Raw genomic sequence first — 23,727 nt, forward strand, 5'->3', positions numbered from 1 at the left:
TAACTCAGTCCAATCAGTTGAGCCTACCATGTCCCTCTCGCTGGAAGACCTCGATTCCCACCTCTTCAAATGCGCCGACATCATCCGCGACGCGGTTGACCCTACCGACTACAAGGAGTACATCCTCCCGCTCGTCTACTACAAGACCATCTCCGACGAGTTCGAGAAGCAGTACGAGGCGAACGTCGAAGAGTACGGCGAGGAGTTCGCCCGCCGACCGAACCTCTACGACATCCCGGTCGTTCCGGAGGGCTACCTGTGGGACGACCTCCGCTCCGTCAACGACAACGTCGATCAGGCTCTGAACGAGGCCTTCGACGCCCTTACCGAGGAAAACCCCGAACTGCAAGGCCTCTTTCGCGCCGACTACATCGACGCCGACGCCCTCAACGACGACCGCCTCGGGAAGCTCGTCGAACACCTGAACAAGTACGATCTCGACCGCGACAGCATCCCACCGGATATGCTCGGCGAGGCGTACATGGACCTCGTCCGGCACTTCGCCGAAGAAGAAGGCAAATCCGGGGGTCAGTTCTTCACACCGCCCCACATCGTCAACCTCTGTGTCCGTCTCGTGGACGAGTTCGAGGACGGCATGACCTTCCACGACCCGACCGTCGGCTCCGGCGGGATGCTCATCGAGGCCGCTCGCTACTACCGCGAAGCGCAGGGCGGCGACCCCGAGAAACTCACCTTCACCGGGCAGGAGATCAACCCCGACATCGCCGCGATTGCGAAGATGAACCTCTCCATCCACGGGCTGAACGGGGAGATCGAACGCGAGGACTCGCTGTCGAATCCGGCGTTCACCGACGAGGAGGAGAACGAACTGACGCGCTTCGACCGCGTTCTCGCCAATTTCCCCTTCTCGGCTGACTGGGCGAAGGACGACCTTCAGGACGATCCCTACGAACGCTTTGACTGGCACGACAAACTCCCGCGTGCCGACCGGGGCGACTACGCCTTCATCATGCACATGGCGAAGCAACTGAAGCGCCCCGACCGCGATGGAAGCGGCGGGAAGGCGGCCATCGTCATCCCCCACGGCGTGCTGTTCCGAAAGCACGAGCAACGGTATCGAGAGCCGATGCTTGAGGACGATCTGGTTGAGGCCATCGTCGGCCTTCCCGAGAACCTCTTCCAGAACAATTCGATCCCGTCGGCGGTCCTCGTGTTGAACGCGGATAAGCCCGCGGAGCGAGAGGACGAAGTGCAGTTCATCCACGCCGCCGACGAGGACTTCTATCGGGAGCTGTCGAATCAGAACGAACTGACTGAGGAGGGGCTGGATCACATCGTCGAGAACTTCCGCGAGTGGGCGACCGAGGAGCGCGTGAGTCGGACGGTGTCGCTGGACGAGATTCGAGAGAACGACTACAATCTGAATATCGCGCTGTACGTCGATACGACCGAACCTGAAGAAGACATCGACGTGGCGGAGGAGTTGGCAAAGTTACGCGAGTTGCAGGCCGAACGGGACGAGATCGAGGCGACGATGGATCAGCACATGGAGGCGCTGAACTATGAGTGAGGAGGCGACGCTGGACGAATTTGCTGATTCATCGGAGGAACAACAAAAGAAACCACAGCAACCCGAAAGTCGGTTTTGGGGCGAGATTCCGGAGGGCTGGGAACTCGTCAACGGCTCCGAGGTGTACGACGTAAATCCGAATCCGAAGCCTTCCGAGGAGCCAAACACGTATATCGAGATGGACGCCCTCGATACGGAACTTCCGTGGCCCAAGTACTTCGGGGAACGGAACGCCTCGGAGTACAGCGGCAAGACGTTCAGCGAGGGCGACACTCTCTTTGCTCGGATCACTCCGTGTACCGAGAACGGAAAGGCCGCCTTCGTCCCCGAGATGGAAACGGAGGTCGGCATCGGATCGACGGAGTACGCTGTCCTCTCTCCGAAGATAGACCGAATCCATCCGTGGCTTCTGTACTACCTCGGCAAATCGTATCCGGTACACAACTATGCTGTGTCTCGGATGCGTGGCTCGACAGGTCGCCAGCGTGTCCCGTTCAGCGTCTTCCGCCGTGAGTTGGATATCGCCCTTCCACCAGTTGAAGAACAGCGCAAAATCGCCACCGTACTCTACACGATTGACCGGGCGATTGAGAAGACCGAGGAAACCATAGAACAGAGGACTCGGGTGAAGAAAGGGCTGATGCAAGACCTATTCCGGTATGGGTTAGATGAGGATGGAAAACTCCGTAGTTCGGACAGTAATTCTGAGCCGTACCGGAAGACGAAGTACGGCGAAATTCCCGAGAGTTGGGACATTGTTCCGTTGAACCAACTTGTCCCTGAAGACGCCCCTATCGTCTACGGAATATTGAAGCCGGGCGATCATCAGCCAGACGGCGTTCCTGTTGTGAAGGTGAAAGATATCCACGATGGGGAAGTAAAGCAAGGCGACCTTCTTCACACATCTCATGAAATACATGAAGATTTCAAACGAGCCGAATTGAGGGAAGGCGACCTGTTGTTTACCATCCGTGGAACGGTCGGCAGAATGGCCTTTGTTCCGGAAAGTTTGGACGGGGGGAACATTACCCAGGACACGGCCCGTATCCGGGTTACGGAGGCAAATCCCCGTTTCATTCGGTACTTCTTCGAGACGGAAACGCCAAACAACTACTTCGAGAGGAACACTATCGGTCAGGCTGTTCAGGGAATCAATCTGGAAGACCTTCGAGAGGTACCCGTTCACCTCCCCTCCGAAGAAGAACAAGCCCGAATTGTTGAGATAATTGACCAGCATTCTGAGTCACTCAGAAACGAGCGTGAATACAGACAGAGCCTCCAGCGCCTCAAGCAAGGCCTCATGCAAGACCTCCTCTCCGGAACAGTCCGAACGACCGACACTAACATAGCGGTCCCCGAAGAAATCGCCCAACATGGTTAATATCCCATCCGAGGGCGGCGTCGAGCTATCGCTTCTCTCGTGGCTCGATGGCCTCGGATGGGAAACCCACGGACAGGATGGCGACCGTGGCGCGAACGTTCTCGACGACACCTACGACCGGACATCTCACGAAGTCATCTACTGGGACCTACTGGCCGAGCAAGTCGTCGCACTCAACGACGACGTGACCGAGGAGAACGTCGAGAAGTTCGTCTCGTCGCTGAAACGCGATCTCGACACCGAGAACCTGATCGACGGCAACCGAGCGTTCCACCAACTCCTCACCAAGGGCAAGACCTTCTCCGTTCAGCGTCCGGACGGATCAAGCGAGACGATCTACGTCGATCTGATCGACTTCGAGAACCCGGAGAACAATCGCTTTCACGCCGTCAATCAGTTTGCCGTCGCCCGCGAGACGACCATCCGCCCCGACGTGTCCCTGTTCGTCAACGGGATTCCGCTGGTGACGATGGAACTCAAGAGCGTCGCACAGGACAACGACTGGCACGACGCCGTGAGCGACCTACTGGACTACGAGGAGGACGTTCCTCGGCTGTTCGTCCCCGGCCTGTTCAACGTCGCCGCCGACACGATGGAACTCCGCTACGGCGCGGTCGGCGCTCCCCGCGAGTTCTACGAACCGTGGAACGACGCGCCGCCGCAGTTCGAGGACGACAACGAGATGAAGCAGGCGGTGCAGGCGCTCTGCAATCGCCGGACGATTCTCGACCTGCTGAAGCACTTCGTCTTCTACGAACGGCGGGCGGGGGGCGACGCGAAGATCGTGCCGCGGTATATGCAGTACTACGCGGTAAATCGAATCCTCGACCGCGTCGGGACGGGCGCCGAAAAGCGCGGCTTGATCTGGCACACGCAGGGATCGGGGAAGTCCTTCACCATGCTTTACGCCGCCGAGAATCTCCTCTCCCGCGACGTGGCCCGCAACCCGCAGGTCTTCATCATCGTCGATACGGACAAGCTCAACAGCCAGATGCGGGATCAGTTAGCGAACCTCTCCTTGGAGCAATGGACGGAAGCCGAGAGCATCGACGACCTCCAGCGACTTATCGAGGAGGGGCAGAGCCAACTCGTCCTGACGACCATCCAGAAGTTCCAAGACGTGGAGCCGGACGTGCAGGGCAACGACGAGGTGATCGTCATGTCCGACGAGGCCCACCGCTTCATGGAGGCCGATCTCGGCAGTCGGCTCGACGCCGCGCTTCCCGAGTGCTATCACTTCGGATTCACCGGAACTCCGGTGCGTGAAGGCGAGCGCCACGAGGACCGGAACACGTTCCGCGAGTTCTCCCCCGAGGGCGAGGACTACCTCCACCGCTATTCGGTCAAGCAGGGGATCGAGGACGGGCTGATTCTCCCCGTCTACTTCACGCTCCGCCACGAGATGGAGTGGGAGATCGACGAGGCCGGACTCGACGAGGAGTTCGAACAGGAGTTCCGGGGGCTGAGTACGGACGAAAAACGCGATTTGATCCGCGAGAAGGTGACGGCGAGGACGCTGGCCGAAATCGAACCCCGCGTGGATCGCGCCGTCGAAGAGATCGACCGGCACTACGACGACCACGTCGATCCGAACGGCTGGAAGGGGATGGTCGTCACGCCAAGCCGCCGATCCGCCGCGATGTACGGCGAGCGACTCGTGGACCGTCGCGGCGAGGACGAGGTCGAAGTCCTCTACACGGCGACCAACGACGACCCCGAACTGATCCGGCAGTTCCACACGGACTCCGAGGAACGCGATAGCATCGTCAAGAGATTCAAAGGAGAAGACGAGCCGAAGCTCCTCGTGGTTCACAATATGCTCCTGACGGGCTTCGACGCGCCGGTGCTGAAGACGATGTATCTGGATCGGAACCTGAAGAATCACAACCTCATGCAGGCCATCGCCCGGACGAATCGGCCTGCCGAGGGCAAGGAGAACGGCGAGATCGTGGACTTCCAAGGCGTCTTCGAGAACATCGACGAGGCGCTGGACTACGACGCCGAGACGAAGGCCTACGCCGCCCGCGACAAGGACGAGCTTTTCGACGAACTCGTCGATCACGTAGAGACGGTCCTGGAGATCTTCGACGGCATCCCGAAGACCGACACGCAGGAAGCGACCTACGAGGCCGTCGAACGGGTTAGCACGCACCCGGAACGGCGCGAGTTCAAACAGGGCTTCCGGCGACTCCAGAATCTCTACGAAGCGGTCGCCCCCGACAAGCGTCTCGTCACTGAAAACATCGACCGGAAGTACAAGTGGCTCAGTCGTGTCCACGTCGCGTTCAAGCGAACGACCTCCGGGGACGACGACCCCGAAGAGGAGATGCGCGAGAAGACGCGAGAGATCATCGACAAACACGTCGAAATCGGCGAGATCAAACGCGACTTCCCGACGTACAAGCTCGGCGAGGAGTATCTCGAAGACGTTGAGGGCCTCGATAACCCCGGCGTGAAGGCGTCACAGATCGCCCACGCGACCAAAGAGCATCTGCACCCCCGAGAGAATCAGAATCCCCGATACAAGCGACTGAGTGAACGCGTCACGGACATCGTGGAGCGATGGCAGGGCAACGAAGTGAGCGATCCCGAAGCCGTCGAAGCCCTGCAAGCCGTCGAAGCGGAGATTCTGGACGTGCAGGAAGAGGCCGAAGAGCAGGGGATGGACGACGCCGAGTTCGCGGTCTACACCCATCTCACCGAGGAGACGGACGCGGGACTCTCGGAGAACGAAGCCGAAGCCGTTGCCCGAGAAATCGTCTCCCAGTTCCACGAGCGGGTGGATCGGAACTATCCCGGCTGGAAGACGAACCAGCAGACGATTAGCGAAATCGAGCGCATCCTCCTCGACGTGCTGGTCGTCGAACGTGATCTGGGATACCTCATTCAGGACGATGACGAGTTCGTGGATTCGATTCGGGAGTACCTGATTCAGAACCATGGCTAAGTCCCAACGTCGAAAGATCGACCTGCTGGGCGACACCGTGGAGTACGACGTTCGACGGAGTGCCGACGCCACGAAGCCCCGGATCGACGTGGACATCCACGGTGTTACGGTCGTCCTGCCCGAGACTGAAGCGACTTCGCCGACGAAGATACTCCAAGAGAACGCGGCGTGGGTTATCGAGAAGAAGCGGAAGTACGACACCTACCGGGAGCAGATCCCAGAGCGTAGCTTCGATAAGGGCGCGGTGTTCCCGTACCTTGGAGAGCCGCACGAAATCGTCGTGGAACGTCGCCCATCCTCCAGCGTCGTTGACGACACGTTCCGGCTCGCAGAACATCACGTCGAAGAGACTTCGGTGAAGCGAGCCTTGGAAACCCTCTATCGGCGAAAGGCGAGGGAGCGATTCGAACGGCGAGCAGATCACTTCGCGGCGACGATGAACGTGGACTACGAGCAGATCGAAATCAGAAACCAGCGAACCAAGTGGGGAAGTTGTTCCTCAACCGGGACGCTCGGGCTGAATTGGCGATTGATGATGGCTCCGCCCGACGTTCTGGACTACGTCGTCATCCACGAACTCGCGCATCTTCGAGAACCGAATCACACCGACGCGTTCTGGTCACTCGTCGCGGAGCATGATCCCGATTACGAGGGTCACGCCCAATGGCTCGATGAGCATAGCGTCCAGCTTATCTTCTCGGAGGACGACCTCTGAGATCTGGGAAACCGATGTGGTCAGCTGGAAGGCGGCGAGTTGAATCCGCCGATATGTAGAAATTGTTAATTTAACCTAATTGGATAAAAACTAAACATTCGTAATATTCTTTTTCAAGAAGAGCGACTGGCGTCGGTCGATCTCAGCGTGCATCAGATAGCTCTTAGCGAGTGATAGAGCCGAGTTTTATTGAGATAATGGAAACCACTCGCAGATTATTTCTCGGAGACACAAGCCAATTTTGGGCGTTAGAGCGGCAGGTGTCCTTACTTCACCGTGGCCTGCTCGTAAAGTACGGCTTCTACTTGCTAAGCCTCTACTTGGACAGTCGGTCAGCGTCAATTGTCGCCGTCTCAGGCAGTACAAACACCCATCTATCGATACATCAGCCAGAGATTGACCAAACTTGAAGCTGAGATTCAATTATTCCACCACAAAATCGGGATACACCGTCTGTAAAGAGGATTTTATCATTAGTGATCTCAATATCTTCTTTTTAGATATTATGTAGTCTACTCGCCGACCTTCCCGAGGTAGATATTTGAACTCAGATATTTGCTTCTAATAACTTAGTTCTAAAAGTTGAAGTTAACGTCGTAGTACTATAATATAATAATATATACTACGATAGTTACGTCTTGCTTGATTCTTATCCCCTGTCCCTACACTCAATTGGAATGCTGTACCTGATCGACTCTCTGACTGATCCTTCGGGAGACGTGGCCCAACCGTCTATCAGCGGAGCTGGATATAGTTCGACGAAATACTATATTAAGAATTTTTTCTATTCCTTTTATTTCTAATCAAACGTTTGATTTGGCTATTCGCCGATGATCTCCGCTAAGCGAACTTCGTCATCGACAGATCGGGATATGTCGCTTCGGAGTTCTCGAATCTGCACAGCATCACATTTTTGGAACGGATCGCCATGGAGTGGCCCAACCTGAATGCAGACGCCGTTCGGCGTAAAACGCCGACTGAACGAAGAGAAGAGGTGGCGAGGGGGAGTTGTTACACCAGTCGGAGGGTCGAAGCGTCTCATTGGTAACCCCGACCGCGTGGATTGAGTGATTTTGGTCAGAATTCAGGGGTCAATTTCACGGTGATCTGAATTCAGATTGTGTTCACCGTATCATAGAAATCGAGGTAAGTTCAGATAGAATCGATATACAATTCTTTGCTTTTCTACATCAGAACTTCGATAGATTTACACACGTGGATCTTGTAACCCAAATATAGGTTCTCTCGGGCGATCACCTCCCGACGAGGGCCAGCTCAACCACCTATGCTACTCACCAGTCCATCACTTCGGCACAACGTCCGGCCTTCCAGCTGTCGAACACTCTCGATCCTCAAAGACGGACTCGTTCGTGACGAGTCATTATTTGAGCGAGTCCATCCCGATGACCCAACGTCGATAATCGGAGAATGAGCGCGGAACAAGATGGATCGGTAGACGATCCTACCGCCTTTGACTCCGAGGACAGCTCGCCAGTCATCACGCTCCTCAACAATCGCTATCCAAACTCCACGCCGGTCGTCCGGTATGCATTCCCACGCGACGACGGTAGTCCGAAACAAGAACCGAGACTCCGTAGCATCCATGCCCCTGTTCCCGACGAAGCTACGTGGGTTAGCGCGATCTATTTCGCTACTGATCTTCAAATCAACCGGCTCAACGAATACGCTGACAATCCATACGAGAACCTCTCTCCTGATAACATCGCCAAAACGATTCAGGATGAGTGTGAGGATGCTGATCGCGTACTCTATCCCATCCATGCCGAAAGTGATGCTCACGAAGATAACAGCGATCACGTGCCTCTCCCGACAATGGTCAGCTGGCTCCGAGAGTACGCCCGAGAAGTCCTTAACATCCCTCCCGGTGACTGTTCCTTCTACTACTCCGGGAACCGATCTATCCACATCCATAGCCCGCTGTTCGTGACTGGGGAGAACCTCGGCTGGCTCAAGGAACGAACCGAACAGTTCTGTTCCGAGACTGGTGCAGATCTCGACGCCAGCGTGTATAAACAGAAACAGCAGTTCCGCATTCCTGGAGCGGATCATCATCGTAATCCTCCCCTCCAGAAGGCAGAAATAGACCCAGACTGGGACCATACTGAGATTATTAGTGCCGCGGCTACTGATGTCGCCCGGCCCAACACCTACGCCGAGATACTCACACGCATATTCGATCTCGATGGAACAGCAACTTTCTCAGATCTATTGCTCTCATCAACGGCCTCCGACTCAGACTCACAGACCTCCCCACTAACCACATGGGAGAGTCGCGTCAATCGCTACGATACCGATCAGCGACGCGCTCATACCGCGCCGGAATTCTATCCCTACCCCACGGGTGACAATCACGACGGTCGAAGTGTCGCCTCAGTACGGGTCGAGAACAAACCGTTCCAGCGTCGTACAGCAGGAGGAAATCGAACCTTTGTCCCGTGCTACTTCTATGGCGCTCACTCCTGCAATGGACGCGAGTACACGAAAGACGAACACTATGCGCCCCTCCAACTGTCGAAGGCTGACGCCACAAAGTGGACCTACGAACCGGGAGAGACGCTCGTCATCATCGGCGGCGGGAACTATCAATCACTCATCCACGTTGTTGACGAGGAGTTAGCGGAACATATTGGCGACCTGCTCGACCCTGATGAAGGCCGCAGAGCGGACGCGCTGGAGGCTCTACAAGACCACGGGTACGATGTCGGATCAGCCGGGACAAGCCGCTCTACGAACGCTGAAACGGGGGCACAGGGCCATGAGAGTCCGCAAGAGGAAACCAGTCCAGACCAGAAATCCGAGGCCCTGCGTTGCAAAGAACGCGCTGAACAGGGCGACATCGAAGCATCGTTGTCCCATGGCGAACGCCGGAAAGTCGCCAACCGACTGCTCACGCTGTACGGCTGGGACTCGGCGTGGAACTGGTTTCAGGAACAGTACGGTGAGGACTTCAACCCAAAGCGGACGTGGAAAGGATTCAAGAGCATTATCAATACGCACTCTTACGACGACGATCTTGCCGAGATCACCGTGCCACCTTCCCCGTAAACCACACCCAGAAGCACGGTGACCGTGTGTCGATTGTTGCTCCTTCTTTGATAGGACCCAGACGTAGTACGCATCCCCACTACACCACATGGGAACACCAACACGGATGGAAACCAAGAGGGAGGAAACCACAGAAGAATAATAACAAAGGAAGAACCAGACAGAGTAGTATGTTATGTTGCGAGAATCGCAAGACATGAACGGGGTAGCGATCACACTCCGCGACAAATACTTATAAAGAATTATTGATAGAGTCTTGACTCTTGGAGCCGACTACTCCATCTTGAAACATAGCGTGTGTCTCTGCAACCCCGCTCCTTCCAGCGGCGAAAATCGAAGGATTACTCGTAGTAACTCAACCGCTCAACTACGTCAGCGAAGGCAACGTTCTGCCGCACGTCCGTAATCTCAATTGTGACTCGCTCACTCTCTTTCGTATCGGGGACGATCACGACGTAGCCACGTTCGACCCGAGTGATCCCGTCGCCCTGCTCGCCGATGTCCTCGATCTCGACTTCCCGCGTCTCACCTTTTTCGACTGGTGGCTCTGGTGGCTCGCTTTCTCGCCGTGACTCCGTTTCAGCCTGCTCAGTTTCTTCTGACTTGCTCTGTGTCGGAGACGACACGAGTGCGACGCGATACGTTTCTCCTTGCTGGAGATCACCCAGTTGCAGTTCGCGCTCGGGAACGTCGATCACATACGAGCCGTCCTGTTCCGTAATCGAAGCCGAGAACAGACATTCAAGTTCTTCAGAGATCTCCATGAGTTAGCCTCTCAGCAGGATAGCGTAGCTGACCACTTGATTCTGCTGTCGTGTTGTTGCTCTGATTCACTCAGGACTCACGACATCGTCGCAGGCTGGACACTCTGCCCAGACACCAGTCGTCCCGTCTTCTTTCTCGTATTCGACCAAGACGTATGCGGCAGAAATGTCCTCATCACACTCCGGACATCGCCCGTGGTTCGGAGTATCGCTGGTCATCAGGGGAGAGGAAGGGAGCGTGTGACAATTTCCCTTCCAATCGCCAGTAGGACGATACTCGGGGGTAAGCTTTGTGCGAAATCGTATGGCGGGTGAACGGTCGCCAATACTAATTCGCTCGCCTCCCGATTCCCGGTGATGAGCCTTCGGACAGCACTCACTCGACTACTCGGCGATGCCGGGCCAACGATCATCGTCGAGTGCCGTCAATGCGGGATGACGGTTACACCCGAGACGGAAACCTGTCCCGAGTGCGGTGCGACCGAGTTCTGCTGGTACGAGATTCCGGAATAGGGAACCCCCGTCAAAATACCTGATTCCGCGGATAGAGACCTGTCACAGGGTGAACTGCCCCGACGTTACTCGATTGGAGGGCGTAAATCGCGCCGTCGGAAGTCGGCCTCACTACCGGACTCCAGTTCTACCCTAACGAGAGCTGAATCCTGCTCGTCTCCCGTGACCTTCCCGGCGTGGTCCTCGATGATCGAGACGATGGTCCCGTGTTTTCCGTGGTACTGCGAATGATCCGGGTCTGTCTCATCAAGGATGTCGATCCGAACGCGGTCGCCTTCTGAGAATTGGTCCATCGGCGTGATCCGCGATAACGAGCGGAGTGAGTTAGTCCTGTCTCAGTTCGGTCCACTCACAGCCGCACATTTCGCAGGAGTAGTGTTCCTTCGTCAACGTCGCCTCGGCCTTTTCGAAGACCCACACGTCGCTGTCGTCCCCACAGCGAGGACACGGTTCGGAGACGCGGCGAGCGACTGGAGTCCCACTCATCGCCACTCCTCCAGCGAGTCGTCGATCATCCAATCCTGTGGCTCTCGTTCGAGGGTGTTCGCACTCGATCTGAGGAAGTCCCAGAGCGCGTAGATCTCGTCATCGCGCCACTCCTCTTCGAGAGCAATCCGTTCGATCCGTGACGCGAGATCTCGCGCTTCCGTCGCGGTGAGACACGCTGTTTCGCCACGACATGTGACGGTAATCCCATCGGCGCTCAGTTCGGCTGTGATGCGCTCTTGGGGCTTCCACGTCCGACCCTGTTCGACGATCTTCTCGTACAGCTCCGGATAGTGTGGTTCGTCCTTGTTCGGGCCGATGTCGTCGTCGGTGCCGAGAAGTTCTCGTCGAACGCGATGAGCGGCTCGCATCTGGCCGTCAGCGAGGAGTTCGCCGATAACGTGGTAGACCTGAGAGTACGCAATATATCCTCCATCATTGCCGTAGTCGGATTCTCGCCACGGGTCACTCAGGGTGCGAACGATGTTTCCCTCGTCGTCGATCTCTACCTCGGGGAAATCAACCGAGGCGTGTTTCTCGGCTCCGTCGTCGGGATGGTTCTTCCGGCCAGCGACCTGCCCGAGATGGATCAGAACGCCGTTCGCTCCCTTGAACGGCTGGAGACAGTAGGGACAGAGACGAGCGACGTTCTCGGTGTCGCGCTCCTCGGGATACTCCATCTCGACTTCTTCCGCACCGACGGTTTCGAGATCGTCGAAGGTGATACCCTCGGGCACCTCACCCTGTGGCCCGTGGCCGTTCCCAGAGCTTTGCCGAACGTGTAGGTGAATCCCACGGGCGAGCTTCTCGGCGTCACAGCCCTCGATGGGACAACGAACGGTTCGCTCGTCGTTGCGGTGCTTGTCACTCATTCGCCCTCACCCGCCTTCCCGCTGTCAATAATGCGAGGGAGAACGCTGTCGATACTCTCGGCTGACGGTTCGTCACTCTCAAGTCGGACGGTAGTTGAGGCGTACATGGTCTTTGGCTACCCCGAAGACCACCCGCCTGAGTGTTCCAGCACTCGGGCGTTCTCTCGACGAGTCCACCCCGAAGGGCGGGCGACCTTCTCACCTGTAGCCACGTGGCCATAGGTAAAAAGTGTTACCCAATCACTTCGTGACCACAGGGATTTTGCCGGTTCACTCCGAAAGAGTACCATGTCCCGCGAGCGCGATGAATCCGGTCAATACGTGGAGGAGGTCACGCCCGAGCGTGTCCTGAAGGTCTTTGAGGAGTCTGATGCTCCTGTGCTGACGGCAAACGAAGTGGCGGAGTGGTTGGACTGCTCGCGTTCAGCCGCGTACAACAAACTGGAGATGCTGGTTGATAACGAGCAGTTAGAAAAGAAAAAAGTCGGAGCGCGGGCGGTAGTCTACATCTGGATGGATAAGGTGTAGGGAGAAAACTTGTGGCCGTCCTGCGCCTTCCCGAGGCCGACCGTCCGAAGAGTCGTTTATTAAATAATTCATGCCAAATCGTATTCTCTGGTCTTGTCAGTATCTTGTATGTTATGCAAAAGTTTCGCACACCCTAATAGAATTATCAAAGTTTCACTAACATCTGGAACTCTCCCTACTTCGTGCGTGTAGACATCTCGATAAGATTTTATCGAATCTGTGATTTTGCCTTCTCTGGAATCCACTATTCCGTTTTCTTCTAAATGGTCAAGGACTTCTTCTGGACCACCAAGGCGCTGACTTGATTTGATTTGATCAATAGTGTGATCAATCACCCTTCCCGTTATCATCGTAGATGCGAGAAGATGATTATTCCTTAGTTCTTCCAGACTTTGTTCGAGATCGTTTGCATAAAGCGGTAATTCTCTATTTATTTCAGCTATTTCCTCCTCAATCTCTTTGTACCTCCTATCTTCGGTATCACCTTCCAAGTCAGCTCCCTCTTCAAGTTCAATTTGTTCTTTCCATGCCTCTAACTGCCGTCTTTTTCTCTTTAGATCCTCTTCATACTCTTTTTGTTTTTTCGTTGGTGATTTTTTGCCAAATGTGGATACGACAGCGGTGGGATGTAATGAGTTCTTCTTTTCTTTACCATTTGAAAAAGCGACTTCTGCAAAATTATCTAACTTCGTACCCATCGTTCGTTTTTCCTCTTCCCCCTCATCATAACGCATTTCCAGCAGTTCCGCAATTTGATCCAAAAAATCATCAATCCGCTCTTCGGCTTTATTTGGATCAATCTGTAAACTCATTTCGACAGGATAGTGTGTCGATCAACTTATGATATTGGATTATCCTGTTTCGGAATTCGCGACCTGTATTCAGCACGAATCTCGAAATATCTCACCATTAGAGGCTCTCAACGAGATCGTAAATCACGAAGCTACCCGATGTCTTCAAGCGCGTCTTGCCGATCTTCCGGTGGCGCTTGGTCGTAGCGCATCGTCGTCTGCTTTCGCTTGTGACGGAGTTGCGCCTGCGTCGCGGCGAGTCCCCGCTCCTGCGTCACATACGTCCCGGTGGAATGGCGAAGCGCGTACCACGTCAGATCGCGCTCGATCCCGGCTATCTCGCGCAGGTTATCGAGGAGCAGATTGAGCGATTTCGACCGATAGGGATTGCCGTGGCGAGTCAGCCAGAGGGCGTCCGTGTCGTCGTATTTGTCGTACAGCTCGCGTTCTTCCAACCACCGGGCGAGATACTCCGTCGTCGTCTCGGTGAGGCTCACGCGCCAGTTATCGGTGTTCTTCGACGATTCGTCCTCGGGTATCCGGAGAACGCAGTTGTCGAGATCGACCCAATCGACGGTTGCGCGACCGACTTCGACCGGGCGGAGTCCACCGTCGAGGGATACGTTGACGATAGAGACGTATTTGAAGCCGTTCGCCCGTTCCCAGTCGTCCTGACCGATGTCTCTCACCGCCTTCCCGAAGCGTTGCGCGAGGTGTATCTTCCACTCTCGTCGTTTCTCTGGAGTGAGGGCGGCGTAGGACGGGACGCTTCCGTATTCGAGGACAGCATCCCTGATCATCTGGCGCTCCGGTTTAGTCAGGTAGTCCTTCGGCTGTGAGACGCCCGACTTTCCGCCTTCAATCTTGATGTCGGTATCCCACGGATCGCCTTTCCACTCGAAGTAGGATTTGATGGCGAGCTTGATGTTGTCGAGATACGAGGTGGAGTAGTCCTCGTCGCTCTCTTTCCGTTTGGTGAGGAAGTCGTCGGCGTGGTCGTGGGTGATGTCGGTCGTGAACCCACCCTCGTTGACCCAGATGTAGCGGTGGAGTTGATCAAGGATACTGGCGTAGACCTTCCGGGTGTCTTCGGCGTAGTTTTCAACCAGCCATTTTACATATTTGCGGCGGTGTTCCCGGTAGGAGATCTGTTGGCGCTCAGTCAGTGCGTTGAGGGCTGGCTCGCTAATAAGAACGACACCTTCAACTGATTCCCGGTCAGACATCCGTGTACCTGCCATGATCCGGCGTGTGAGTGGTTTGGAGTCGGTTCAACTCAGGTTCGATGGGTTGAGCGGATTTCATGCTGGATTGACCGATGGATCGAGATGATCGCCGGACGGCGCAGGGTTACGACCGACAGGTCGTGGTGGGATGGCAGAGCGGCCTATTGCGCCTGCCTTGAAAGCAGGTAGCCTCACGGCTTCCTGGGTTCGAATCCCAGTCCCACCGACTTCTCTCGACTCCCTTCGGTCGTCTCGGTCAGTCGGTAACCTCCCGCTTCCCCCGACGACGCGGACATCCAACCGCGAAGCCCGGCCATAGCGCGCGAACCGTTATCACGACTCACGTCAGCGCACAGCAATAATAATCATTATACATCTGCACGCGAACCGTACGTGTATGTCGACACACCAACCGTCGGCGGCGGATTCACACCGGTGTGGATGCGGTGAAACGTTCGAGTCGACGGAGGCGCTTCTCGAGCACGCACGGAACGTGCACCGATTCTCCCCGCTGTAGACGGTGAGGCGCGTGTCGGAGTCCGATTTCGAGCGTAACGGCTTTGAGCCACGCGGCTAACGGATCGGTATGGACTGGCCACACGACCCGGACGGCGAGGAGGGAAGCGAGGGCGGCCGCAAGTACGGCCACGCCGTCATCGCGAAGAAGGTGGACGAGGACGAGGATTTCCCCCTCGACGTCGCGGCGTTCGTCGACGAGTACGGCGACGACCCCGTTCGAATCGACCACGAGACAGTCGTCTCGCTACGGGATATCTTCGAGGGCGTCGACGCCGAGGAGTTCGCGGACTTCGTCGAGATGCATCGGGCGCTGGGTGAGGCGATGCGGGCGAACGGCTACTGGTTCTACGAGGGTGCCGACGCGTTCGTCGGCGACGCCTGATACTGTTCACCGGGGAGTCGCCGGAACGAGTCGACGAATCTTCTGGAATGACTTACAATAATCACTATGAGAGACGGAACTTCCGATTCCTCGGAAGAGTTTATAAATTCGCCAGCCGTTCGTGTGTGTATGGTACGCGATATCGGACGACGCGAGTTCCTCGTGGGAACGGGTACGGCCGGCACCGTCGGACTGGCGGGTTGCATCGGTGGCGGCGGAAGCGGAGGGGAAGGCGGAAGCGAGAGCGGGACCGGGACCGGTAGCGGCGGCAGCGGCCCCGACATGCTCGTCGTCATCGGCTACCCCCAGAGTGGTATCCAACTGTTCCGCGACTACTACTCGATGACCGACGGGCAACACGACATACTGGTGCCGGACGGCCTCCGCGACGGCGCCATGCCCGGCCAGGTCGGCAACGACATGGCGAACGTCATCGGGACGGCGCCGGCCGCGGGCGGCCCGAATCAGGAGGCGTTCAACCAGTTGTATCAAGACGAGTACGGCTCCTCGCCCGGCGTGTTCACCTCGCAGTCGTACGACTCGGTCGCGATCCAGATACTCGCGAACGCGGCGGCCGGGGCCAACGACGGCACGGCCATCCGCGACCAGATGCGCCGCATCGCCAACCCCGAGGGCACCGAGTACGGCCCGCAGAACTTCCTCGGCGCCGTCGAGGCGGCGGCCAACGGCGAGGACATCAACTACCAGGGCGCCTCCAGTGCGACCAACTTCAACCAAGCCGGCGACCCGGCGTCCGCGGCGTACGCCATCTGGGAGTTCCAAGGCACCGATCAGCAGAGCACGACCCAGATCGAGGTCCAGAACTTCCAGGGTGAGAACCCCTCCGGCGGCGGGCCGAGCGCCGACAGCGGTCCCGGCGGTATGGGCCGCACCATCGACGTGGGTATCCTCCTCCCCGAGACGGGTGATCTCGCGTCCGTCGGCGGCCCGATGATCCAGGCGGCGCAGCTGCCGGCGATGCAGGTCAACGACTCCGACCTCGACCTCGAAGTGAACGCACAGGTCGAGGACACCCAGACCTCGCCCTCCGCAGGCGTCGCGGCCGCCGAAACGCTTGTCAACGCCGGGATGCCGAGCGTCTGTGGCTCCGCCTCTTCCGGCGTGAACATCCCGGTCTCGCAGGAGGTGTTCATCCCCAATCAGATCGTCGGCTGTTCGCCGTCCAGCACGGCGCTGTCGGTCACCAATCTCGAAGACGACGACTACATCTTCCGGACGGCGCCGTCGGACCAGCTTCAGGGTCGCGTGATGGCCCAAGTCGCATCCGAACGCCTCGGGAACACCACCGCGGCGACGCTCTACGTCAACAACGACTACGGACAACAGCTCTCGAACCGGTACACTGAGGTCTTCGAGAACACCTTCGGTGGGACGGTGACGAATCAGGTCGCGTTCAACAAGGGTGCGTCGTCGTACACGTCGGTCATCGAGACGGCGCTGTCCGGCTAGCCGCCGAGGAACTGCTGGCGGACCTCCTCGTCATCGAGGAGCGTCCGTCCCTCGCCCTCGTACCGGTTCTGTCCGTTGGCGAGGACGTACCCCCGATCACAGCGCCGGAGCGCCTCTTTCGCGTTCTGCTCGACCATCAGGATCGCGGTGCCGGCGTCGTTGATCTCGTCGATCCGGTCGAACATCTCGTCGACGAGGTCGGGGGCGAGGCCGGCGCTCGGTTCGTCCAAGAGGAGGAGTGCGGGATCGAGCATGAGCGCCCGCCCCATCGCGAGCATCTGTCGCTGCCCGCCGCTCATCGTCCCCGCCGCCTGGGTCTGTCGCTCCTCGAGGACGGGAAACCGTTCGAACACTTCGGCGACCCGTTCCTCGGGCATGTCGTCGAGAATGTACGCCCCCATCTCCAGGTTCTCCCGAACCGATAGCGACGCGAACACGTTGTCGGACTGGGGGACGTAGCCGATCCCTTCGTGGATGATCTCCTCGGGCGGTCGGCCGGTGATGTCCCGGCCGTCGAAGGTGATCTCCCCACCCATGTACGTCGTGAGGCCGAACACCGACTTCATCACCGTCGACTTGCCGGCGCCGTTCGGACCGACGATGGTGACGTACTCCTCGTCGCCCACGTCCATGTCGACGCAGTCGAGAATCTGGAGGTCGCCGTAGCCGGCGTCTAAGTCGCGGACGGTCAGGAGGGTATCGCTCATACGTCGCCTCCCAGGTAGGCTTCGATGACTTCCTCGTTCGCTTTGATCTCCTCGGGTGTCCCCTCGGTCAGGATCTGTCCCTGATGCATCACGATCACGTGCCGACAGTTGTTCATGATGAGGTCCATGTCGTGTTCGACCAGCAGGAAGGTGTAGCCCTGATCGCGGAGTTCGTGGATGTGTTCGAGGAGCCGTTGCTCCAGTGTCGGGTTGACCCCGGCGAACGGTTCGTCGAGGAGGAGCATGTCGGGATCGGTCAGGAGCGCCCGCGCCATCTCCAGGAGTTTGCGCTGGCCGCCGGAGAGGTTGCCCGCGTACTCCTCCGCGAGATGTTCGATGTCGAAAAACTCCAGGGTTTCCCACACCCGGTCGAGGAGTTCGGCCTCCTGTGTGCGGACGCTCCCACGGGCACCGGGGAGGACCGACCGCCAGAGGTGCTCGCCGCGCTGGGCCTTCGGCGCGAGCATCATGTTCTCCAGGACGGTCATCTCGCCGAGTTCGCGGGCGATCTGGAAGGTCCGGACCAGCCCCCGATCCGCGATTTCGTAGGGTTCGCGGCCGGTGATATCCTCGTCGTCGAAGGTGACCGTCCCGGCGTCGGGCGAGAGCATCCCCGTGATGAGGTTGAACGTGGTCGACTTGCCGGCGCCGTTCGGGCCGATCAGCCCCGTGAGCGTGCCGCGTTCGACCTCGAAGCTCGCACTGTCGACGGCGGTGATCCCGCCGAAGCTTTTCGTCAGGCCCTCGACTCGGAGCGGCGTCTCGGCCACGTCCGGACGCGACTCCGTGATGGATTTACTCACGCCGTTCACCTCCGCTACCGTCGCCGTCCGCTTTCGGTGTCGGTTCGGCGTCGGCGTCGGTGTCGGAACCGCCGCTCCGACCCGCGTCGCCGCCCGGTCGGCCGAGCGGGATGGCCGCCGCCGTCTCCTTGCGGTGGCCGAGCATCCCCTGTGGCCGGTTGTGCATCAGCCAGACGAGCGCGACACCCATGATGACCAGTTGGAGTTGGCGCACCGAATCGAGCGTATAAAGCAGGAAGGGCATCGGATCGAACCCCGAGATGAGCGGCGAGACCGCCGGGCCGAAACTGCTCGGCGCTTCGCCGGGCTGGAAGACGGAGGTGACGACGTTCTGGAAGTAGAGCGGGCCCTGGTAGAGGACGGCGGCGAAGACGGCACCGCCCAAGACGCTCCCGGTGTTCGAGCCGGCGCCGCCGATGATGAGGGCGATCCAGACGAAGAAGGTGAGCCGCGGGCGGAAGAAGTTGGGCGTGACGGCGCCCTGCCCCATCAGCCAGAGGATGCCGGCCAACCCCATCAGCGCACAGCCGAGCATGAACGAGACGACCTTGAAGCGGTCGGTGTTCTTGCCGAGGGCGCGGGCCACGTCCTCGTCTTCACGGATAGCTTTCAGCACCCGGCCGAACGGTGACTCGCCGGTCCGTTTGAGAAGCCAGAAGTAGCCGGCGACGACCAGCAAGAGGACCACGCCGTAGACGAGGCTGTGGACGATGGGATCGGGGTTGTTCGCGACGACCTGTCCCACGAGAGCGACGAGGCCGTCGTACGCGCCCGAGAGGCCGACGACATCGATGAACGCGAGCAGGGGGTCGGGGAAATCAAGGATGAGGCCGCTCCCGCCGCCGAAGCCGACGCGGGTGGTGTCGCCGGCGAGGGTGTGAGGGAACTGGAACTGCTGGAAGGTAGAGGAGAGGAAGGTAAAGCGGACGATTTCGGACATGGCGATGGTGACGATGGCGAGGTAGTCCGCACGGAGTCGAAGGGCGGGGAGAGCAACGACGAAGCCAAGTGCCGCGGCGGCGAGCATCCCGACGAGAATGCCGACGGGGATCGGCAGGCCGAGGCCGCCGACCTGTGCGGCGCCTGTGGTTCCGTACAGCGGTTTCGAGACGAATGCCATCACGTAGATGCCGACGGCCATGAAGCCGACGACGCCGATGTTGAACAGGCCGGTGTAGCCCCAGTGGAGGTTCAAAGCGAGCGCGAGCGTGGCGAAGACGCCGATGTAGAAGGTGAGCGAGGCCAAGGAGTTGAGCTGTCCACGGATGCTGTACCCGAGGATGAGGCCGCTGACGAGGTAGGCACCGTAGATGACGACGAGGAGTGCGACGATTTTGGCCGCGTCCTGCTCCCAGAGTCGACGGAGCGAGCCGGCAGTGTCGCTCATGCGGTCGACCTCCCGGAGAACAGCCCCTGCGGACGAACGAGCAGGATGACGATCATGACGACGAACGCGGCCGCGCGCGAGAACGCGGCGGGGATCCAGATGACCGAGATGGAGGCCGCGATGCCGATGACGAGACCGCCCGCGATGGCGCCGTAGATGGAGCCGATACCGCCGAGGATGACGGCCGCGAAGATGAGCAGGAGGAGGAGCCAGCCGTCGTTGAAGCCGAGCGTGCCCTTCCAGAGGATGAACACGTAGCCGGCGACGCCGGTGAGACCGCCGCCGATGATCCACGTCGCGCGGACGACCCGTTCGGTCGGAATCCCGGTGATGCGAGCCAGATCCTCGTTGTCGGACATGGCGCGCATCGCCTTGCCGAGTTTCGTCGTCTGGAGGAGGAGGTGAACGCCGAGCATGAGGCCGCCGGCGACGACGAGAAGCGTGGCGTCGTGGGCGTCGATCCGGACGACGCCGTCGACGAAGTAGAGCGACGCCTGTGGGATCGACCCCGCGGCCGTCGTCCCGCGGACGCTGGAGCCGAAGACGAACTGGATCAGGTACCGAAGCGCGAACGCGACCCCGATACTGGTGATCAGCAGGGTGATTCCGCTCTCGGCGCGGATGGGTTTGTAGACGACGCGGTCGACTCCGAGCGCGAGCAGCACTGTCGTGACGCCGGCGACGACGATGCCGGCGACGACGGCGACGGGCGTCGTCGTCACGCCGATGCCGAGCGCCCCACCGAAGACGGAGCCGCCGGCGCCGACGAGGAGAAGCGACCCGATGTCGGCCCGGCCGAAGCCGGCGATGGCGTACGTCGTTGCCCAGCCGGCGAAGGCCCCGCTCGTGATGTAGTCACCGTGCGAGAAGTTCGCGAAATTCAGGATGCTGTAGGTCATCGACAGGCCGATGCCGGCCAGTCCGATCACGAGGCCGCGCATCACGCCGTCCCAGACGAGCGATCCGAGGCGCGCGAACGTGACCGACCCGGAAACCAGCAGTCCCCAGACGAGCGATCCGAGAAGTACCAGCCCGATCACGGCCAAGACCATCGTCAGCGGTCGGTCGACCGCGAACTCCAGCCACCGCCCCGGCCTTTCCGTAACTCCAGCTTCAGTTCCCGATGCCATTGTACCTTCGTGCTGTGTGCGGACGTGACGCAGGCATAAACCTTTCTTCCCCCGCTCGCCACGCTGACCGGACGGATATCGGGCTCCCGTCGGTCACGCACCCCGGATCAGTTCGTCGAGAGGCGTTCGGAGCTGACCTCGGCGACGAACTCGATGAAGTTGTCGAACAGCCGACTCGCCTCCTGCGCGGACCGATAGTTGTCCTCGTGGATGCCGTCGAGTATCTCGGCGATTCGGTCCGCCGACAGCTGATCGTCCTTCCCCTTGGTCACCGACTCGGCGGTGGCCATGTCGTACTCGGGGTGGAACTGGACGGCGAACACACGATCCTTCCGGAACCCGTGGATTCCGTAATCGTTCCGGGCGAATACTGTCGCTCCCGGCGGCGCGTCGCTGACGCGGTCGGAGTGGCTCGTAAAGACCGTGAACTCCTCGTCGAGCCCGTCGAGGAGCCGGTTGTGGCCGTCCTGTTCGACGGTCCGGTAGCCGAGTTCGTACTCGTCCATCGCCTCGACGCGGCCGCCGAGGACGTCCGCGAGAAGCTGGTGGCCGTAACAGACGCCGAGCGCCGGGAGCCCAGCTTCGATGGCGTCGCCGGCCCACCGCCGTAGCCGGGTGATCCACTCCCGGTCCCAGTAGACCGACGCGAACGAGCCGGTAACCACGAACGCGTCGTATCGGAAATCGTCGGGGAGTTCACCGGCCAGACAGTCGAACTCCACGACGTCGGCGTCGAGTCCCCGACGGAAGTTGCGCCGGGTGTCGGCGGCCATCCGTGCGGCGTTCAACAGGGCGATGCGTGGTTCGTCGCTCGTCACAGCACTCCGTCCTCGGTGACGGCACCCGTTCGGCCCTCGATCCGAAGTCCGGAGTCGCAGACAGTGTCGACGACGCGAGCGACGCCGTCGGCGAGGCTGACGATCTGACTCGGCAGGGCGTTGTCGGGCGAACGCCACTCGACCGTCCCGAATCGTTCCCGGAGTTGGACCGGCGTCCACACCGCGCTTTCCGGGGAGAAACAGGACTCGACCGTCGCCCGCTCGACGCCCGCATCCATCGCCGCCGTCACGAACTCCTCGTACCGGCGTTCGAGTCGACGGGTCCACTCGTCCACGTCGGAGACGTAGCGCCACAGCCGCCCCTGATGCGGCAGACTGTCGTACGCGCGTCGACGGTAGAGCGTCGACCGTGCCCCGTCAGTCACGCGTTCTCCCCGGAAGTACGGGGAGGAGTTGACGAGCGCCAGCGCGGGGTCGAGTGCGACGAGCGCGTTCAACTGATCGACTTCCCGACCTGGCTCCTGCTCGACGTGGATGTGTGTCCGCGCAGTGGCGGACGTATTCGAAATCCTCACCGAGAACGCGGGCCTGCACTCGCGTCCGGTCGGCGGGACGGTCCCGAATCGTTTCGGTATTCACCGGCGTCGAGAGTGGAACCAGATGCAGATCCTGCGCCTCCGCTCGCTGGATGACGCGGTGAAGTCGGTCGAACAGTTCACTGCGGAGTTCCGCCGTCGTCGCACACGGCGTCGTTTTGACCTCGAGCAGCGGCCGGACGAACTCCCGTTCGACGCCCGCGGCCGCGTCGACTAGGTCGTCCGGTTCGGCCAACTGCCCCCGGTCGTCCACCACCCAGTATTCGACTTCGACGCTCCGCCGTGTCGGCTTCGCCTCGCGTGTCGGCACGGTCGTCAGCGGATCCCTGCAGTCGGTCCGTTCGCCTCGCCTCCCGTCGACCGGGGAGTCGGGGGCCTGCTACCCTGCCACGGACGATCCGTGGCCGCCGTTTCGCTCCGACAGTGAGAGTGAATACCAATCACGGTTGCTCGGTACAGCCGAGGCTACTATATATTGTTGGACGAAAACGTTATTTTGACTGTTATTCCAACTGCTTCAGTATAGTATATCCGTTTTTATTTCGTATATGGGATTTCTAACCCATCAGAAAACGATATTCGTAATTCGAATGTTCTACCGCCGGGACGGAACTGATTTGCGGCGTGTCCATCAACGATGGGCATGGTCACGGTCGAACCGGCCGCCCCCGGCGACGCCGACGCCGTCGTCGACCTGTGGGTCGCGCTCGCGGCGGAGCAGCGTCGCCACGGGTCCCACATCCGGGCCGACACGAACCGCGATGCAATCAGAGAATCGCTGGCGCGACACGCCGCCGACGACGGGCTGACGGTCGCCCGCGACGACGGCGCTATCGTGGGGTTCGTACGGTTCGCCGTCGAACGCGGCCCGCTGACCCAAGACCGGACTCGTGGCGTCGTCCGTGACCTGTATGTCGTCCCCGAGCGGCGTGACGAGGGTGTCGGGGGACGGCTCCTCGACGCCGCCGAGGCGGCGCTCCGGGACCGCGGCGTCGCCGTCGTCGCCGTCGAGGCACTGGCCCGTAACGACGACGCGATCCGGTTCTACGAGCGCCGTGGGTACCGGCCCCACCGGATCGAGTTCGAGCGGGAGGTCGAAAACGATAAACGCCCGCGCAGGGACCGATAAGCTGC

General features: G+C 59.4%; 22 protein-coding genes, 1 tRNA gene and 1 pseudogene. 11 read left to right on the forward strand and 13 right to left on the reverse strand.

The window, feature by feature from the left end; all coding sequences use genetic code 11:
• Nucleotides 1–28 precede the first annotated feature (28 nt).
• From HALNA_RS11980 to HALNA_RS12000, 5 genes are all read left to right on the forward strand, one after another.
• On the forward strand, nt 29–1,531 hold the full coding sequence (locus HALNA_RS11980) for a type I restriction-modification system subunit M (RefSeq protein ID WP_049936600.1): 1,503 nt from the start codon (nt 29–31) through the stop codon (nt 1,529–1,531).
• The gene (locus HALNA_RS11985) at nt 1,524–2,912 is read left to right on the forward strand and encodes a restriction endonuclease subunit S (RefSeq protein ID WP_049936601.1); all 1,389 of its coding nucleotides are present in this window, start codon (nt 1,524–1,526) and stop codon (nt 2,910–2,912) included. Before HALNA_RS11980 ends, HALNA_RS11985 begins: the two co-directional genes overlap by 8 nt.
• Nucleotides 2,905–5,859, forward strand: coding sequence for a type I restriction endonuclease subunit R (locus tag HALNA_RS11990; protein WP_049936602.1), 2,955 nt, complete (start codon nt 2,905–2,907; stop codon nt 5,857–5,859). Before HALNA_RS11985 ends, HALNA_RS11990 begins: the two co-directional genes overlap by 8 nt.
• Nucleotides 5,852–6,574: a M48 family metallopeptidase gene (locus HALNA_RS11995; protein ID WP_049936603.1), complete on the forward strand. Its 723-nt coding sequence runs from the start codon at nt 5,852–5,854 to the stop codon at nt 6,572–6,574. The genes HALNA_RS11990 and HALNA_RS11995 overlap by 8 nt, the downstream gene beginning before the upstream one ends.
• Before the next feature lie 1,428 nt (nt 6,575–8,002).
• Nucleotides 8,003–9,640: a hypothetical protein gene (locus HALNA_RS12000; RefSeq protein WP_049936604.1), complete on the forward strand. Its 1,638-nt coding sequence runs from the start codon at nt 8,003–8,005 to the stop codon at nt 9,638–9,640.
• A 341-nt stretch (nt 9,641–9,981) separates the two neighbouring features.
• Here HALNA_RS12000 and HALNA_RS12005 read toward each other — a convergent pair whose 3' ends face one another.
• Complete coding sequence (locus HALNA_RS12005; RefSeq protein ID WP_049936605.1) at nt 9,982–10,404, reverse strand: TRAM domain-containing protein; 423 nt, start codon at nt 10,402–10,404, stop codon at nt 9,982–9,984.
• Between the two features lie 66 nt (nt 10,405–10,470).
• Entirely contained in the window at nt 10,471–10,623 is a 153-nt protein-coding gene (locus HALNA_RS21780) for a DUF7837 family putative zinc-binding protein (protein ID WP_449404869.1), read from the reverse strand.
• A 138-nt stretch (nt 10,624–10,761) separates the two neighbouring features.
• Here HALNA_RS21780 and HALNA_RS20615 point away from each other — a divergent pair, with 138 nt between their 5' ends.
• A complete protein-coding gene (locus HALNA_RS20615) occupies nt 10,762–10,917 on the forward strand; it encodes a PhlB family protein (RefSeq protein WP_169719039.1) in 156 nt (51 codons plus the stop codon).
• 65 nt (nt 10,918–10,982) lie between these two features.
• Here HALNA_RS20615 and HALNA_RS12010 read toward each other — a convergent pair whose 3' ends face one another.
• From HALNA_RS12010 to HALNA_RS12015, 3 genes are read right to left on the reverse strand one after another with little or no spacing between them, the layout of a single operon-like run.
• Nucleotides 10,983–11,210, reverse strand: a complete 228-nt coding sequence (locus HALNA_RS12010; RefSeq protein WP_049936606.1) for a hypothetical protein — start codon at nt 11,208–11,210, stop codon at nt 10,983–10,985.
• 31 nt (nt 11,211–11,241) lie between these two features.
• Nucleotides 11,242–11,403 (reverse strand): hypothetical protein, encoded by a 162-nt coding sequence (locus tag HALNA_RS20620; RefSeq protein WP_169719040.1) that lies wholly within the window; start codon nt 11,401–11,403, stop codon nt 11,242–11,244.
• Nucleotides 11,400–12,275 (reverse strand): hypothetical protein, encoded by an 876-nt coding sequence (locus tag HALNA_RS12015; protein ID WP_049936607.1) that lies wholly within the window; start codon nt 12,273–12,275, stop codon nt 11,400–11,402. The genes HALNA_RS20620 and HALNA_RS12015 overlap by 4 nt, the downstream gene beginning before the upstream one ends.
• 288 nt (nt 12,276–12,563) lie before the next feature.
• Between HALNA_RS12015 and HALNA_RS12020 the strand changes: the two genes are divergently transcribed.
• Complete coding sequence (locus HALNA_RS12020) at nt 12,564–12,803, forward strand: response regulator (protein ID WP_049936608.1); 240 nt, start codon at nt 12,564–12,566, stop codon at nt 12,801–12,803.
• A gap of 68 nt (nt 12,804–12,871) precedes the next feature.
• Here the strand turns inward: HALNA_RS12020 and HALNA_RS20050 are convergent, their stop codons facing one another.
• On the reverse strand, nt 12,872–13,615 hold the full coding sequence (locus HALNA_RS20050) for a hypothetical protein (protein ID WP_157573526.1): 744 nt from the start codon (nt 13,613–13,615) through the stop codon (nt 12,872–12,874).
• 131 nt (nt 13,616–13,746) lie between these two features.
• Nucleotides 13,747–14,820: a tyrosine-type recombinase/integrase gene (locus HALNA_RS21195; RefSeq protein ID WP_084510007.1), complete on the reverse strand. Its 1,074-nt coding sequence runs from the start codon at nt 14,818–14,820 to the stop codon at nt 13,747–13,749.
• Nucleotides 14,821–14,962: 142 nt separating this feature from the next.
• Between HALNA_RS21195 and HALNA_RS12030 the strand changes: the two genes are divergently transcribed.
• From HALNA_RS12030 to HALNA_RS12040, 3 genes are all read left to right on the forward strand, one after another.
• Nucleotides 14,963–15,046 (forward strand) — tRNA-Ser (locus HALNA_RS12030).
• A 360-nt stretch (nt 15,047–15,406) separates the two neighbouring features.
• The gene (locus tag HALNA_RS12035) at nt 15,407–15,721 is read left to right on the forward strand and encodes a DUF5785 family protein (protein ID WP_049936609.1); all 315 of its coding nucleotides are present in this window, start codon (nt 15,407–15,409) and stop codon (nt 15,719–15,721) included.
• Nucleotides 15,722–15,850: 129 nt separating this feature from the next.
• The gene (locus HALNA_RS12040; protein ID WP_049936610.1) at nt 15,851–17,191 is read left to right on the forward strand and encodes an ABC transporter substrate-binding protein; all 1,341 of its coding nucleotides are present in this window, start codon (nt 15,851–15,853) and stop codon (nt 17,189–17,191) included.
• Here HALNA_RS12040 and HALNA_RS12045 read toward each other — a convergent pair.
• From HALNA_RS12045 to HALNA_RS21675, 6 genes and pseudogenes are all read right to left on the reverse strand, one after another.
• The gene (locus HALNA_RS12045; RefSeq protein ID WP_049936611.1) at nt 17,188–17,898 is read right to left on the reverse strand and encodes an ABC transporter ATP-binding protein; all 711 of its coding nucleotides are present in this window, start codon (nt 17,896–17,898) and stop codon (nt 17,188–17,190) included. The two genes, HALNA_RS12040 and HALNA_RS12045, sit on opposite strands and share 4 nt — an antisense overlap.
• Entirely contained in the window at nt 17,895–18,710 is an 816-nt protein-coding gene (locus tag HALNA_RS12050) for an ABC transporter ATP-binding protein (protein WP_049936612.1), read from the reverse strand. The genes HALNA_RS12045 and HALNA_RS12050 overlap by 4 nt, the downstream gene beginning before the upstream one ends.
• Complete coding sequence (locus HALNA_RS12055; RefSeq protein ID WP_049936613.1) at nt 18,694–20,088, reverse strand: branched-chain amino acid ABC transporter permease; 1,395 nt, start codon at nt 20,086–20,088, stop codon at nt 18,694–18,696. Before HALNA_RS12055 ends, HALNA_RS12050 begins: the two co-directional genes overlap by 17 nt.
• Nucleotides 20,085–21,029 (reverse strand): branched-chain amino acid ABC transporter permease, encoded by a 945-nt coding sequence (locus HALNA_RS12060; RefSeq protein WP_211226064.1) that lies wholly within the window; start codon nt 21,027–21,029, stop codon nt 20,085–20,087. Before HALNA_RS12060 ends, HALNA_RS12055 begins: the two co-directional genes overlap by 4 nt.
• Before the next feature lie 296 nt (nt 21,030–21,325).
• On the reverse strand, nt 21,326–21,991 hold the full coding sequence (locus tag HALNA_RS12065; protein ID WP_049938051.1) for a type 1 glutamine amidotransferase: 666 nt from the start codon (nt 21,989–21,991) through the stop codon (nt 21,326–21,328).
• 44 nt (nt 21,992–22,035) lie between these two features.
• A pseudogene (locus tag HALNA_RS21675) lies at nt 22,036–22,903 on the reverse strand (glutamate-cysteine ligase family protein); the annotation flags it as partial.
• A 333-nt stretch (nt 22,904–23,236) separates the two neighbouring features.
• Here HALNA_RS21675 and HALNA_RS12080 point away from each other — a divergent pair.
• On the forward strand, nt 23,237–23,722 hold the full coding sequence (locus tag HALNA_RS12080) for a GNAT family N-acetyltransferase (protein WP_049936617.1): 486 nt from the start codon (nt 23,237–23,239) through the stop codon (nt 23,720–23,722).
• Nucleotides 23,723–23,727 lie beyond the last annotated feature (5 nt).

It is taken from the genome of Haloplanus natans DSM 17983, from assembly GCF_000427685.1.
Taxonomy (GTDB): domain Archaea; phylum Halobacteriota; class Halobacteria; order Halobacteriales; family Haloferacaceae; genus Haloplanus; species Haloplanus natans.